Source organism: Paenibacillus sp. FSL H7-0735 (assembly GCF_038008505.1).
In the GTDB taxonomy this organism is placed as follows: Bacteria; Bacillota; Bacilli; order Paenibacillales; family Paenibacillaceae; genus Paenibacillus_AQ; species Paenibacillus_AQ odorifer.
Window position 1 is genome coordinate 749,405 of sequence record NZ_JBBOZH010000001.1, and the last position, 15,416, is coordinate 764,820.

At 47.0% G+C, this 15,416-nt stretch carries 13 protein-coding genes; 11 read left to right on the top strand and 2 right to left on the bottom strand.

Features of this window, described 5'->3' with window-relative positions; genetic code table 11:
- The first annotated feature begins 7 nt into the window (after positions 1–7).
- The 8 genes from NSS82_RS03350 (at position 8) to NSS82_RS03385 (ending at position 6,733) form a co-directional block, all read left to right on the top strand.
- Complete coding sequence (locus tag NSS82_RS03350) at positions 8–1,099, top strand: D-alanine--D-alanine ligase (protein WP_036679852.1); 1,092 nt, start codon at positions 8–10, stop codon at positions 1,097–1,099.
- A gap of 44 nt (positions 1,100–1,143) precedes the next feature.
- A complete protein-coding gene (locus tag NSS82_RS03355; RefSeq protein ID WP_036679853.1) occupies positions 1,144–1,461 on the top strand; it encodes a hypothetical protein in 318 nt (105 codons plus the stop codon).
- Positions 1,458–2,465: a UV DNA damage repair endonuclease UvsE gene (uvsE, locus tag NSS82_RS03360; protein WP_076106044.1), complete on the top strand. Its 1,008-nt coding sequence runs from the start codon at positions 1,458–1,460 to the stop codon at positions 2,463–2,465. Before NSS82_RS03355 ends, uvsE begins: the two co-directional genes overlap by 4 nt.
- Before the next feature lie 268 nt (positions 2,466–2,733).
- Positions 2,734–3,618, top strand: coding sequence for an inositol monophosphatase family protein (locus tag NSS82_RS03365; RefSeq protein WP_036679857.1), 885 nt, complete (start codon positions 2,734–2,736; stop codon positions 3,616–3,618).
- 15 nt (positions 3,619–3,633) lie between these two features.
- A complete protein-coding gene (locus tag NSS82_RS03370; RefSeq protein WP_036679858.1) occupies positions 3,634–3,891 on the top strand; it encodes a hypothetical protein in 258 nt (85 codons plus the stop codon).
- 106 nt (positions 3,892–3,997) lie between these two features.
- Positions 3,998–5,290, top strand: a complete 1,293-nt coding sequence (locus NSS82_RS03375) for a stalk domain-containing protein (protein WP_076106079.1) — start codon at positions 3,998–4,000, stop codon at positions 5,288–5,290.
- Positions 5,291–5,391: 101 nt separating this feature from the next.
- Complete coding sequence (gene def, locus NSS82_RS03380) at positions 5,392–5,943, top strand: peptide deformylase (RefSeq protein ID WP_036679906.1); 552 nt, start codon at positions 5,392–5,394, stop codon at positions 5,941–5,943.
- 169 nt (positions 5,944–6,112) lie between these two features.
- Positions 6,113–6,733: a hypothetical protein gene (locus tag NSS82_RS03385; RefSeq protein WP_076106047.1), complete on the top strand. Its 621-nt coding sequence runs from the start codon at positions 6,113–6,115 to the stop codon at positions 6,731–6,733.
- A gap of 552 nt (positions 6,734–7,285) precedes the next feature.
- On the opposite strand, the gene NSS82_RS03390 is transcribed toward NSS82_RS03385, so the two are convergent.
- Together NSS82_RS03390 and NSS82_RS03395 are read right to left on the bottom strand one after the other, a co-directional pair.
- Positions 7,286–8,602 (bottom strand): glutamate-1-semialdehyde 2,1-aminomutase, encoded by a 1,317-nt coding sequence (locus NSS82_RS03390; RefSeq protein ID WP_038568626.1) that lies wholly within the window; start codon positions 8,600–8,602, stop codon positions 7,286–7,288.
- Between the two features lie 124 nt (positions 8,603–8,726).
- The gene (locus NSS82_RS03395) at positions 8,727–9,773 is read right to left on the bottom strand and encodes an LCP family protein (RefSeq protein WP_076106049.1); all 1,047 of its coding nucleotides are present in this window, start codon (positions 9,771–9,773) and stop codon (positions 8,727–8,729) included.
- 105 nt (positions 9,774–9,878) lie between these two features.
- Here NSS82_RS03395 and bcp point away from each other — a divergent pair, with 105 nt between their 5' ends.
- The 3 genes from bcp to NSS82_RS03410 all read left to right on the top strand — a co-directional run bounded on the left by bcp (position 9,879) and on the right by NSS82_RS03410 (position 15,412).
- On the top strand, positions 9,879–10,346 hold the full coding sequence (gene bcp / locus NSS82_RS03400; RefSeq protein WP_080742389.1) for a thioredoxin-dependent thiol peroxidase: 468 nt from the start codon (positions 9,879–9,881) through the stop codon (positions 10,344–10,346).
- A 123-nt stretch (positions 10,347–10,469) separates the two neighbouring features.
- Positions 10,470–14,753: a 2-hydroxyacyl-CoA dehydratase gene (locus NSS82_RS03405; RefSeq protein WP_081384003.1), complete on the top strand. Its 4,284-nt coding sequence runs from the start codon at positions 10,470–10,472 to the stop codon at positions 14,751–14,753.
- A gap of 215 nt (positions 14,754–14,968) precedes the next feature.
- On the top strand, positions 14,969–15,412 hold the full coding sequence (locus NSS82_RS03410) for a MarR family winged helix-turn-helix transcriptional regulator (RefSeq protein WP_036679864.1): 444 nt from the start codon (positions 14,969–14,971) through the stop codon (positions 15,410–15,412).
- Positions 15,413–15,416 lie beyond the last annotated feature (4 nt).

Sequence of the window (15,416 nt, forward strand, 5' to 3'; positions counted from 1 at the left end):
TAAGGGAATGGGGAACGCAAAACTAACCGTAGGGCTGGTGTACGGGGGCAAATCAGGAGAACATGAGGTATCGCTACAGACGGCTTTTGCCGTGATGAACTCATTTGATTATGATAAATATGAGATTATACCTTTTTACATTTCAAAACAGGGATTGTGGAAGGTTGGAGAGAAGTTATCAGCGCCTTACAGCCAAGTGGAGCAGCTCAAGCTTGCAGAAGCGACCGAAGATATGGGCACAGCCCTGAACGTGGTATTTAGTGGGTTATCCGGTGCGGACAAAACAGTGGACGTAATGTTCCCGCTGCTGCACGGCACGTATGGTGAGGACGGAACGATTCAAGGGTTGTTCGAAATGGCGAATATTCCTTACATCGGTGCTGGTGTTCTTGCCTCTTCGGCAGGTATGGATAAGGTTGTCATGAAGAAGCTGTTCGCTGATGCCGGCCTGGATCAATGCGAGTATTGTTATTTCAACATCAGCGCTTGGAAAAGAAAACGTCATGAGTTGATTGTTGGTGTAGAGGATAAACTGGGATATCCGGTATTCGTGAAGCCTGCCAATCTAGGCTCAAGTGTAGGTATTTCTAAGGCTGCTGATAAGGATAGTCTTGTAAAAGCAATTGATTTTGCTTTCCGTTATGACACCAAAGTTATTATTGAGGAGTTTGTGGATGCGCGTGAGGTAGAGGTTGGCGTGCTTGGAAATGATGAACCAGAAGCCTCTGTTCCGGGTGAAATCGTTTCTTCTGGTGAATATTATGATTACGCAGCCAAATATACGGACGGCAAATCGCAAATGATGATTCCTGCACCAGTGGATTCTGAAGTGGCCGATCGTTTGCGGGAGTCCGCGATAGTTGCTTTTCGAGCGATTGAGGGCAGTGGAATTACCCGGGCAGACTTCTTCTTGCGAAAATCGGATGGTAAAATTCTAATTAACGAAGTGAACACGATGCCTGGTTTCACTCCTTACAGCATGTATCCGCTATTGTGGCGTGAGACGGGTGTATCTTATAGAGCTCTGTTAGACCGAATGATTGAGTTAGCCTTGGAGCGCTATAATTTTAAACAAGGTCTTAAGTACGACAATGAGTAATAGAAGCTATAGCGGGAATATCCCGACTGGAAGGAGAGAAGAACATGGGTTTTCAAACAGAATTCAACTCCGTCTGCAAATTCAAGAGTGAACAAGAGCTGTACGAGCTGCTGGAATATGGGCGCACCAAAATGGTGAAACAAGGCTTTCGTGTGTATCCAACAGGTCAGAAGGTTATTGCTTACACCCCTGAGAACGTAGCTGTAGCCATTGTCAAAATTTCAGCCTCGATTGCAGAGATTAATTTTCAAGGACATGAGGTTACCGCGGTAGAGATGGAGCTTGTGCGTAAGCTGAATGAAGAAGAGTCCAGAGTGCAGACGGCTTTGGCTGAGGAAATGTTTTTTGGAGCACAGGGATGATTGTCCGCTTCGGATATGTAGCGATGTCCACCGTTATCAAAGACTGCTCCCCATCTAAGACAATGACGATGGCCTCTTTTAAGAAGCTGGATGACCGTGAAGCGGCACTTCGGCGTTTGGAGAACATCGCTAGAATGAATCTGCATAATACGCTGCGGTTGATGAAGCATAATGTGGCTTCGGACATCATGGTGTACCGCCTCACTTCCAAAATCATTCCTCTGGCGACGCATCCGGATTTGCAGGACTGGAATCCGTTTGCGGCGCTCGCCGAGGAATTTGCGGAAGTGGGCCAATATGTGAAAAAGCACGGGCTGCGTGTTTCTTTTCATCCAGATCACTTTACAGTACTTAGTACACCCCGTCCGGAGGTGCTGATAAACTCCGTACGGGATTTGCAGTACCATGTGGACATGCTGGTTGCTATGGGGCTTCCTGCCATGGCGAAGAACAATATCCATATTGGCGGAGCTTATGGGGACAAGCCTGTAGCGGCGAAGCGATTCGAGGAGCATTTCCGCGCGCTGCCGTCAGCGCTGCAGGAGCGTATAACGCTGGAAAATGACGATAAGACATTTACAGCTCCGGAGACACTGGCAGTCAGTCAGAGCGTAGGATTACCGATGGTGCTGGATATTCACCACCAATGGGTGAATAATGAAGGAGAGCTCCCTTGGGAGCTGTGGCCTGACATTTTGAAGACATGGCGAAGCGAGCTAGCACAGAAGGATGTTCCTTCGGGAGAGCTTTTGCCGCCTAAGATTCATGTTTCCAGTCCGCGCAGCCCGTCTGATCCGCGCAGCCATGCGGATGGCGTGGAACCTGCGCCTTTGCTGGCTTTTCTGAAACGTATCGCCGCAGATACGCCTGCTGTCGATGTTATGATTGAGGCGAAACTAAAAGATGGCGCGTTATTTGGATTGATGGAGGCTATGAAGGAGCTGGCTGAGGCTGGTAACGGAATTTCCTTATTAAATGGGGCAAGCGTGAATATTGAACCTTAAACAATGAAAATAAGGAGATAGGTCCCGAATACGGGTCCTATCATGACTTGATATGTAACTTGAAATAGGGTACGTTGAATGAAACTTTAATCGCTTATCGTCTTTATATGGACCTAGGGCATTTATGCTCGCAGGTGAGAATTGGGTCCTCTTTTGGCGGAAGTTTGGGAACTTGGGGAACGTTTTGACGTATTGCACGGTATTGTGAATAGGATTGCTTTAGAATTAAAGCCATTGGCGATTATGTTCAAGAAAGTGGAGTGAAGATATGAGTCCTTTAAATCCAGAGGGTAAGAATGAACGTGAACCCTATGTAGTAACAAGCAAGGGACATACGGCGGTGGCCATTAATGCGGCTGCCAAAGCAGGAGAATGGATAAAGAGCAGACAGGGTCTCGTGAAGGAGCTGAATACAAAGACTTCAGCACAAGATCTGGTTACGGAAGTTGATAAAGGCGTTGAGCAAATGATTCGCAGGCTGATCCTGACACATTTTCCCGACCATGCCATTCTCGGGGAAGAAGGGGTTTCCCCGGGAGCAGCAGCGGCTACCGCTGCATTGGAAGAAGCTCGTGAGCATGAATATTTGTGGATTGTAGATCCTGTAGATGGTACGACTAATTTCGTACACGGATTTCCTTTTTACTGTGTCTCCATAGCATTGGTGATTCGCGGTGAACTAACAGTAGGCGTTATTTATGATCCGACTCGTGATGAAATGTTCGTCGCTGAAAAAGGAAAGGGAGCTTACATGCACGGTGTTCCTACCTCGGTTTCTACGGAGACTGATTTTGGGGACAGCCTGATCGCTATGGGCTTTCCGCCGGATCGTGAGTTTGCACAACCTGTGAATATGGCCGGACTGCAAAGTATTCTTCCGCAGATTCGTGGTATTCGTGCCGGAGGCGCGGCTGCTCTACATTTAGCTTATGTGGCGGCAGGCCGGGTAGATGGCTATTGGGAAGTGGGCTTAAGCCCTTGGGATTGTGCAGCAGGAGTACTGCTTGTACTTGAATCAGGAGGCAAGATTACGGATACCCTAGGACGTTCATATGATATTGGTACACGCCATGTAGTAGCAAGTAATGGCCACATTCACGAATATTTGGTTTCGTCACTGAAGAATGCTGAAGCAACAGGATATAAGCTTTAGGGAGGACGATACAGCATGAGTGAGAAGGATGATTTGGAACGCAAGCTGAGCGAAATGTTGGTAGATGGTGAGATGGAACAAGGCGATCGTACGGCTAAAGAAATCCGGGAAATCTCACCTAAATATGAAATTCGTATTCAGACTACGCTCGATCCTATTGTGGAAGAAACATTGCGTTATCGTAAGATTGGATATGAGCTGGATGACCGGTATGATAAATATCTGGAGCGTGCAGGGCAGAAGTTAGAGTCAGATGAAGATTCAGACAAATAATAGCCAGTGATTTGCGAGGGGCGGTTTCCTGAATATAGGAGGCCGCTCTTTTGCGTTGCTACCCTGGGATGGTAGAATGGAATTAGAACAATTTGGGAGGGATACGATGCTAGGCAATTGGAAAAAAATTTGGGCAGCTGGCATAAGCAGCCTGCTTTTGTTATCTGCGCTGATTAGCGTAGGAGCAGGCACGGCAAATGCGGCTGACACGACTGCAATACAAGACTCTGGGCAGGATGTCTTTCGCATCGTAGCTCTAGGTGATTCCATTACTGCTGGCTACGAGCCAGGAATGACGGACGTGAATACCAAGCCATACGGCTATGCGGAGAGATTGCTTGAGCAGGGCTGGTATCATGGCAGAAGTGCACTTACTAATTATGGTATCCTAGGCCTGACTACGGCCGGATTACGTAATTACACAGGAGCAATCAAGGATGGTTCAGTGATTACTGCTGAAGGAGTTCAGGCAGGTCTCCCAGATCCACGAATAGAGCAGTTCGTGAAGCTAACTCCGCAGATCGCAGCAGAGCTTAAGGAAGCTGATCTGATTACCATTACGATTGGTGGGAATGATGTAAGCAGTCTGTTCTTGCAGTTCAAGGAGCTGACGGATGCGGATTTCCAAACACAGCTGGACCAGCGGTTAGCGGATTATCAAACAAATGTGAAGGCAGTGCTGGAGAATATTCGTGCGGTAAGTCCGCAAGCGACGATTATACTGGCCGATCAATATCAACCTGCCCCTAAGGTCGCGCTTGGTCAAATGTACAACAGACTAATGACGGCAGCGGGCAAATTTACGGAAGCAGCGGATAGTGTAGCTGCAAGCGTAAATCAAGAGGGAGCGAAGGTGCTTGTAGCTCATGTTGCGGCAAAGTTTGCCGGGGTAGAAGGCTCGCTGACACATATTATTGGAGCAGGGCAAACTGATTTTCACCCAACGCAGCTTGGATATGAGACTATTGCTAAGGTTTTCGCGGAGTTACAATGGGGAGAGTATCGTGTTCCTACTGTAGCTACAATGGCTACTGCATCGGTACCGATGTCGATTGTAGTGAAGGGCGTGGAGTTGAATACACCCAATAAGCCTATCCTTAAAAATGGGCAGAATTTTTTGGCGCTGAAAGATATTCTAAATGCCGTGGGCGCAAGCGGGAAGTGGGATAACAAAACCTCCAGCGCTACCATCGTGTATGGCGGAAGAACCGTTGTGATCACCATTGGCTCGAAATTTATTAAGGTGAATGGAGAGAACGTGGCTATTGATACTCCAGCTTTTCTGCAAAAGGTAGGTAAGGAGGACAAAACCTACTTACCCCTTGCCGCTTTGGCGACAGGACTTGGATTCGATGTTAATTACAGCAGCAAACTGCGAACTGCTTTCATAAATCCATAAAGCTGCATACTATACATCATAAGAAATTAAATTAAGCCCGTAAGGAAAAGGTGGATGGAATATTGTCTAGTTCAAAATATAATGCTGAATATATCATCACCATGGATGATATAGTGCGGGAGGGTCATCCCGTACTTCGTACCGTAGCACAACCAGTGGAGCTTCCATTACAGGCGGAAGATCGTGAGGCTTTGCAATGTATGCTTCAATTTCTGAAGAACAGTCAGGACCCGGAGATTTCCGAAGAATATAAGCTGCGCTCTGGCGTAGGTCTGTCGGCGAATCAAATCGGACTGGAGAAGCGTATGTTCGCGATGTATCTTACAGACGAGAGAGGGCGGGCTGTAGAGCATGCTTGGGTTAACCCTAAGATCATAAGCCACTCCTTGTCTATGGTGTACTTACCAGAAAGCGAGGGCTGTCTGTCCGTTGATCGTCCCGTGCATGGCTTTGTACCTCGGTATGAAACCGTGAAGGTGAAGGGTTATGATCTGGAAGGCAAGGAGGTTGTCCTTAAATTTAAGGGCTACCAAGCTATCATCATCCAGCATGAAATAGACCATCTCGATGGGATTATGTTCTATGACCGAATTAACAAGGAGAATCCGTTTAAGCTGCCTCAGGGCGTGGAGATCCGGAACTTATATGAGTAGGAGAGTAACTCTGAATTAAAAAGCGGGCGACCTTACAGCGTAAAGCTGATGGTCGCTTGTTTTTTACCTATCGGCAAGATTATGATATTTCAAATATTTTACAAATCAATCGAAAGGATGTACCCTTACAATTAATGGATTTAAATTAGTAATAAGAGGAGGGCGTTAAATGAACTGGAGCAGAATGCCAATTAGAGGATTCGCCAACGAATATAATGATGAGGTTAAAAAGATTGATGAGCAGATTTTGAGTCTGATTCAGGAACGTAAAGCTATAACAGGCAAGAAACGATTATCCCCTGATAGTAAGCTACTTGAGGAATGGGCAACTAGATTCGAGATGAACACTACTCAGATTGTGCAGCATTTGCACCTTCTGAATGAAGCTGTACCCAGAAGACAATATTGGGAAGAGCCTGGTTTATTGCTGGGAGTGCTTCCGATTGTAAAGCGGACGGTCGTTGAAGAATGTGAATATATACTTACGCATGCTATGCAGTATGAAGCCTTCAGCATAGTTACTGTGGAAATCAAATATTTAAAAGAAGCTGTAGGACATATTCATCTTCGAACGGCTTTAACGCTTGAAGTGGCGGGTGAGAATGAATATGAAGTGCAGCCGCATGGTGGTCATGGAGGTGGAGCGCATACACAAATGCAATTCTTGGTCGCCCCAACGCTGCCGGAGCATCTGGAGGGTGTAGAGTTTTCGCTGGTACCCGGGAGCGAGCAAATGTTAAGACCATTAATGACTGAGATTACGTTGGACAAGCAGGTGGATTTTACATGAGAGCAGTAGAATATTTGGACTTCTAAACGCTGTTAGCGGATGAAATCCGTAGATAAAGTGTATTTGAGCTTTTTGCGGTGTGAGCTACAGAGTTATTAGGGAAAAACTCCCTGAAAATAACCTATATTCTCTGTAAATGAACAGAATTAGGGATTTTCTCCCTAAAAAACGGGGTAAGTTCTTTATTTTCCACTAAATTAGCTAAATTATAGGGAGGATTTCCCCAATTATTAGTTTAATGACCAGAAATCCCTGAATTTAAGGTAAATTTTCCTAAATATCTATCGAAGCTCCCTAACCCTTGTACTTAACACAGAGAAGGTCCGGCGATACCTGTTACGTAGCATAGAGAAATTGACGCTTGAGATCGGCTGGCTTAAGCTTGCCACAAGCTACAGATGCAGACCGTGGATGAGTAAAAATGCAGAGCAGCGATCCTCCAATACAGGAGAAACGCTGCTCTTTTAACATTTGCGGTTTATGGGACTGGGACAGCCCGTTAATCTATTCAGCTTTTTTTTAGTTTATAGAGCACTGCGTTTCAAAACAATCTTATTTCTCAGCCACCATAGCGCGGAAGGATTCTTCAGCTGCGATAAGTGTAGCATCGATATCTGCATCAGTATGTGCTGTGGTCAGGAACCAAGCTTCGTATTTCGAAGGGGCAAGGTTAATGCCACGATTCAGCATATGACGGAAGAAGCTGGCGAACAATTCGCCGTCTGTATCCTGAGCCTCGTCATAATTCGTAACCGGATGGTTACAGAAATGAGTGGAAAACGAACCACGGATGCGGTTGATTGTCAGTGGAATGCCATGACGGTCGGCAGATGCTTGAAGTCCATCGGCGAGGCGGATTGCAAGCCGATCCATTTCTTCGTATACACCCTCTGCACTCAGAACCTCTAAACAAGCAATCCCTGCAGAGATAGACGCAGGATTACCTGCCATTGTGCCAGCTTGATATGCCGGTCCAAGTGGAGCTACCTGTTCCATAACATGCTTGCGGCCGCCGTAAGCGCCGATAGGCAGGCCGCCACCGATGATTTTGCCAAGTGCAGTAAGGTCAGGAGTGATGTCCTCATGATTATCCAGCCCTGCATAGGTTTGTGTAGAACCATAATGGAAGCGGAAGGCAGTAATGACTTCGTCATAAATAACAAGGGAGCCATTATCGTGAGCCAGCTTGCAAAGTCCTTCGAGGAAACCAGGCTTAGGCATCACCATGCCGAAATTTCCTACAATCGGTTCAACCATAACAGCTGCGACATCTTCGCCCCATTTCTCCAGCGCCTCTTTCAGGCTGTCCAGATCATTAAAAGGAACGGTGATTACTTCCTGGGCGATACTGCTTGGAACACCGGCACTGTCTGGAATGCCAAGTGTAGAAGGTCCGGATCCTGCTGCTACGAGCACCAGATCGGAGTGGCCGTGGTAACAGCCGGCGAATTTTACGATTTTGCTGCGTTTTGTATAGGCACGGGCTACACGAATCGTTGTCATAACCGCTTCGGTTCCGGAATTGACGAAACGTACTTTATCCATAGATGGAATGGCTTCCTTTAGCATTTTAGCAAGTTTGATTTCGAGCTGGGTTGGGGTTCCGTAAAGAACACCATTTTCTGCTGCTGTAGTAATTGCTTTGGTAATATGAGGGTGGGCATGGCCGGTAATGATCGGTCCATAGGCTTGGAGATAATCGATATATTCATTGCCGTCTTCATCCCAGAAGTGAGATCCACTGGCGCGTTTCATAAATACGGGTGCTCCGCCGCCAACGGCTTTGAAGGAGCGGGAAGGGCTATTTACACCTCCAACGATATGCTGGAGGGCTTCGTGATAAAGTTGTTCAGATGTGGAACGATTCATAATGTGATCATCCTTTCGATTGTTGGTGCTCAAGGGAACGGGCGAACAACGGTGTTTTCCGTTGTCCGCCCGTATTATACCAAGTCACTGCTTTGTGTACATGTGAACTTTGCTTGTCAGGCCCTTAATTGGTCCCGCCAGAACTGCTATTGGAGGTGTTCTCCGATGCAGGGGTTGGTGTTGGCTCAGGACCATTTATGGTATCCTGTATAAATTCTTTTAGCTTCTTTTCGCTACGAATTCCAATAACCTGTGATCCGTCACTTGTAGTTTCCTCGGTGAGCAGATCCATTGGCGGAATTTGCTCGCTGCCACCCATACTGCTATTATACCCTACGCTTGCCAGCTTCCACATATCATTAACTGACATATTGGTTTCAATATAAGGCGTAACCTGCGACAGGATATTTGGCAGCTTGACGATGGAGGTGGTACTGATCAGCTTATCAGCCACAGCCTTGAGAAAACCGCGTTGGCGCTCGGTTCGAGTGAAATCGGAGGTAGCGTCATGCCGAAAGCGAACATATTGTAGCGCCATGTTGCCGTCAAGATGCTGGTATCCTTTTTTCAGATCAATATCATATTCCGGACCGTCTGCAACGGTTTTGTAGACCATATCTTTTTCGACTTCATAATCCACACCCCCAACGGCATCAACCAGCTTGATGAATCCTTGGAAGTCCGTGTAGACATAATATTGAATTGGGATACCGAGCAGATCGCTGACGGTCTGCATCGCAGTATTAGGTCCATAAATAATCGCTGTATTAATACGCTTCTCGCCATGATCCGGAATCGGAACGTACGTATCTCTCAGTATTGAAAATACACTGATTTTCTTCTTCACAGGGTCAAGAGAAGCGACGAGCATTGTATCTGAACGGGGGATTTCCCCTTTCTTCACACCTCGGGCATCCACACCCATTAATAGGATATTGACCGGCTCTGTACCTTCCCATTTAGGAGGCTCAGGGGTGTCAACATCAACGGTCTCTGCATTTTGGAAAGGTGAATCTTCAGTATTCGACATGCTACCAAGCTCATTGTAAATGGTTGTAATGTAGAAAATGGCCCCACCGATAATAAGGAGGAGTATAATGGCCAACGTCCAAAGCAGCGGTTTCTTTTTTGACTTACCAGTCTTTGCGTGCCTTTTCTTTCTAGGTGGCATTTCTCGTTCTTCCTTTCGCATTCACGTTGACTACATTATAATTTCTTTTGGGGATACGTGCAATTTAGGAATAATTCCCCAATCTTAAGAAGGAGTGGATCTATCTTGAACGAAGTAGCTATTGGACAAAAAGTACCCAATTTCACCCTTCCCTCTTCCAATGGGCATGAGGTTAGTTTGAGTGATTACTTGGGCCGAAAGGTCATCTTATATTTTTACCCTAAAAATATGACACCAGCCTGCACGCAGGAGGCCTGCGAATTCCGTGACGCTTTTGATCAAATCACGGCGGTGGGTGCGGTTGTTCTGGGCATTAGTCCGGACTCTTTGACATCGCACGCTAAATTTACAGAGAAGCATAGTCTGCCCTTTCCACTGCTGTCTGATGAGGATCATAAGGTAAGTGAAATGTTCGGCGTATGGCAGCTTAAGAAACTTTACGGCAAAGAGTTTATGGGGATTGTGCGATCTACTTTTCTGATTGATGAGCAGGGGATATTAGTGGAAGAATGGCGGAAGGTACGGGTAAAAGGGCATGTCGCAAACACGATAGCAGGAATAAGCGAATCATAAATTTTACTAATTACTTTTTATAGATGTCTATTACATTTTTAACAGCTTATATAAGGTGTTGTCATGATATAGTTTCCTCATAATTGCTTCAAATTTGGAGCAAGAAGAGGTGGTGGAGTGATAATGCTGCATATTGGGCTTGATATCGGATCAACTACTGCTAAATTAGTTGTCATAGAGCGGGACATCATTGTTTATCAAGACTATGTAAGACATTATAGCGATATTAAAAAAGCGGCCCTCTCTCTTCTGTCTGATGTACGCGACAGATTCCCAGAGAGGGGAGCTAGGCTTACTGTAAGCGGTTCCTCGGGTTTGTCTTTATCCAAATTAGGTGGAGTTCCCTTTATTCAGGAGGTGATAGCCTGCACGAAGGCGATCAGTGCGCTGATCCCGGAATGTGACACGGCGATTGAACTGGGTGGAGAGGACGCTAAGATAATATATCTTCGGGGCGGCATTGAGCAGCGTATGAATACAGCCTGCGCGGGCGGAACGGGAGCGTTCATCGATCAGATGGCAGCGCTGCTGCAGACCGATCCGGCAGGCTTAAATGTTTTGGCGGAGAAGCATGAGCGAATCTATCCCATAGCTTCACGCTGTGGTGTATTTGCCAAAAGCGATGTACAGCCGCTGCTTAATGAAGGAGCACGCCGGGAGGATGTGGCGGCTTCGATCTTCCAGAGTATCGTTAATCAGACGATTAGCGGTCTTGCTTGTGGACGTCCGATTCGAGGACGGGTGGCTTTTCTTGGCGGCCCGCTGACCTTCCTGCCTGCCTTGCGGCAGCGTTTTGCGGAAACGCTGGAGCTGGCGGAGGAGGATATCCTGTTCCCGGAACGCTCACAGTATTTCGTGGCGATTGGAGCTGCGCTCTCCGATGCTGATCCAGTCGTGTTGCCACTTTCAAGCTGGATCACGCGAATTGCGGCAGTTGATTTTACTGCGGATCGAGCTGCGGATGCTGAATTGCCGCCGCTTTTTGAGAATGCCGCCGAGCTTGCAGAATTTCGGCTTCGTCACGGCAAAGCCTCTGCAGCGAGATCAGATTTAGCCTTATATCGTGGACCCTGTTATCTAGGGATTGATGCCGGCTCAACTACAACTAAACTCGTGTTAACCGGTTCCGCTGACGAAATTCTCTATACCTTTTATGGCAGCAACAAAGGCAACCCGCTGCATTCGGTCAGCGATGCACTGAAGGAGATCTACCGGGTTCTGCCTGAAGGCTGCCACATTGCAGGCTCATATGTGACAGGGTACGGTGAGGGGTTAATCAAGGCCGCTCTGCGGACGGATGGCGGAGAAGTAGAGACTGTTGCACACTACAAGGCAGCTTCCAAGTTCATGCCAGAAGTAGATTTCATACTGGATATCGGTGGTCAGGACATGAAGTGCATTAAGATCCGTGGCGGTGCTATCGACAGCCTTATGCTCAATGAAGCCTGTTCAGCGGGGTGTGGCTCTTTTCTGGAGAGCTTTGCCTCTGCCCTGGGACTTGGCATCGAGGAATTTGCTAAGACTGCACTCGAAGCGACTCAGCCTGTTAATTTGGGCTCGCGCTGCACGGTATTTATGAACTCTAAGGTTAAGCAGGTTCAGAAGGAGGGCGCGTCATTAGCGGATTTATCGGCGGGTCTTGCCTACTCTGTGATCAAGAATGCTCTGCAAAAGGTAATTAAAATCCGCAATCCGGAGGACTTAGGGCGAAATATCATCGTTCAGGGCGGTACCTTCTATAATGAAGCTGTATTGCGCGCCTTTGAGTCCTTGACGGGGCGGACGGTGGTTAGACCGGATATAGCTGGCGTAATGGGGGCTTACGGCTGTGCACTGATTGCGCGTGAGCAAGCCGGGGTTAACGGATCCAGTACGCTGCTTGGACCAGAGGAGCTTGCCAGCTTTAAATATGAGGTTTCTTCAGGCCGCTGTGGCCGCTGTGGGAATAACTGTGCGCTGACGATCAGTCGTTTTCCGGATAAGAGCTTTTATGTGACCGGCAATCGCTGCGAACGTGGCGCAGGAGTCAAAAAAGAGAAAAATGTCCTGCCGAATCTGATGCAGTATAAATATGAACGGTTTTTTGAGTACGAGAGTTTACCGGAAACAGGGGCATGGCGGGGGACCGTCGGGATTCCGCGTACCATGAATATGTTTGAGAATTACCCGTTCTGGCACACCTTTTTCACCAAACTTGGCTATCGGGTGATTCTCTCCCCTAAATCCAGCAAGAAGCTTTTCGAAAGCGGAATGGATACAATTCCTTCAGAATCGATATGTTATCCTGCGAAGATGGCACATGGACATGTGCAAAGCCTGATCGGTAAAGGTGTCGATTTTATTTTTTATCCAGCGGTGGTGTATGAGAAAAAAGAAGATGAAGCCGCGGATAATCACTTCAATTGTCCAGTGGTCGCCTCGTACCCCGAAGTCATTCGCAACAATATGGATGGGTTAAAGGACAATGGAATCAAGCTTGTCAGTCCATTCCTGACCTTTGATGATATTTCTGCGCTGACCAAAGGGCTGGTGAAGACATTTACCAGCATTCCGCGAGATGAGATTACGTCCGCGGTGCAGGCGGGACTTACAGAGGCTGATAACGCCAAAAGTGATGTGCGTACTAAAGGTGAGGAGACCCTTGTGTATCTAGCTGATACTGGAACCAAAGGAATCCTGCTCTGCGGGCACCCTTATCATGCCGATCCTGAGATTAATCACGGGATAGCGGATATGATAACCGGGATGGGACTCGCCGTGCTGACAGAAGATTCTGTCTGCCACCTGGACCACAGCGAAGGAGATGTGGCTGTTGTGAATCAGTGGACCTACCATGCCCGGATGTACCGTGCAGCCCGCCTTGCTGCAGTCCGCTCGGATCTGGAGCTTGTTCAATTGACTTCCTTCGGCTGTGGGATCGATGCGATCACTTGTGATGCCGTACAGGATATTATGGAAAGACATAACAAGGTATATACATTGATCAAAATCGATGAGATCAGCAATCTTGGTGCAGCGCGCATTCGGCTTCGTTCATTGCTGGCGGCAATGCGTGAGCGTGAAAAAGGTAAGGTAGTGCCGCAAAAGCCGCCAAAAGTGCAGGCTAATGTGTTATTTACGAAGGAAATGAAAGAGACCTATACCATTCTTGCACCACAGATGTCGCCTATTCATTTTGAATTGTTTGAACAGGTGTTTCGCGATGCCGGATACCGTCTGAAGATACTTGAGACGACCGGACCCGAAGAGACAGAAGAAGGTCTGAGATACGTTAATAATGATGCGTGTTATCCGGCAATTGTGACGATTGGCCAGATTCTATCAGCGCTGAAGAGTGGGGAATATGATCCGGATCGTACTGCTGTGATTATGTCACAGACGGGTGGCGGCTGCCGGGCTACGAATTATATTTCTTTGCTGCGCAAAGCCTTAAAGGATTCAGACCTTGAACAAATTCCGGTGATTTCACTCAATGCTTCAGGGATGGAGAATCAGCCGGGTTTCCGCATCAGTCTTAAGCTGGCGAATCGGTTGATAGCTGCCGCTTGTTATGGTGATCTTATGATGCGGATGTTAAATCACTTTAGGCCGCATGAGGTTGTTCCAGGAAGTGCGGAAGTTCTATTCCGCAAAGGGATGGAGCGTTGCAAGGCAAGCTTATCCAACTTTTCATTCCGAGAATACAAACGCCTGATTCGTGAGATTGTTGCAGAGTTCTGCAAGCTGCCCGTTACGGGTATTGCTAAACCAAGAGTGGGCATTGTCGGTGAGATCCTGATCAAATTCCATCCGGATGCCAATAACCGCATTATAGAGATGATCGAGGCAGAGGGCGGGGAGGCGGTAATGCCGGACTTCCTGGATTTCATTTTCTATTGTGTATATAATCCGATCTACAAAGCTGAGCAATTCGGCAAAAGCAAACGGCTCGGCTATATCAATCCCATGCTGATCTCTTATCTGGAAATTTACCGTAAGCCGATTAAGGTTGCCCTTGAGGATGCGGGGTTAGCTAAAGGACGGGAGAATATTTATGGTCTTGCCGAGAAGGCCAGCCGACTGGTGTCCGTAGGAAATCAGATGGGTGAGGGCTGGTTTTTAACCGCAGAAATGATGGATTTGTTGGATAATGGAGTGAACAACATCGCCTGTATTCAACCGTTCGCGTGCCTGCCCAACCATATCACCGGGCGTGGGATGATTAAAGGTCTTAAGGAATTATATCCGGGTGCAAATATCGTGGCGATTGACTATGATGCTGGAGTCAGCGTAGTCAACCAAGCGAATCGGATCAAGCTGATGATGTCAATTGCCAGCAGCCAGGAAGAGACTAAGCCGTCTAATTTAAAACTGCCGGATAAGCCTCAGCAGCAGACTTTACCTGAAAGTTCATACAGCTTAACCTGAGCATTGTTCAGACGAAAAAGCGGACCAAGGATCTACCTTGGTTCGCTTTTTTATGCTTTGTGCACTTATGTATGATTTTCATGTTTTTCCTGCAATATAAAATTACCTTTCAGAAAGTTACAGCAAATTATTGACCGAAATTTAGTTAAGGTGTAAAATAGTACGCATGCGAACTATTAGATGATCTAACTAATTAATTCTTTGGAGGTGAAGATTTGGAAGATAAGGAGCAGCAATTAGATGATATTTTCTCCTCTTTTCGCCGGATTAGCCATGCATTCCAGCAGTTGCTGTGGAAGGATGCCGAAGAGCTGGACATCACACCAACACAGTTAATGGTTCTCCGCAAAATATCTGCAAATCCCGATATTGGCATTACAGATCTTGCCGAGCTATTACATTTGGGGAACAGTGCAGCGAGCGGCGTAGTGGACCGGATGGTGAAAGCCGATTTGATCACAAGACAGCGCTCTGAGGTAGATCGGCGTATATACAACTTGGCGATTACTGAAAAGGGCAGAGAGATCAGGGAAAGAAGTAAGCAATCGCTCAGAAGACACTTACTTCCACTATCCAATATACCTGCCAAGGATGCAGGTGAATTACTTAGGATTCATAACGAAATCATTCAGATCTTAGAGCAGGGGAGAGACAAATAGAATT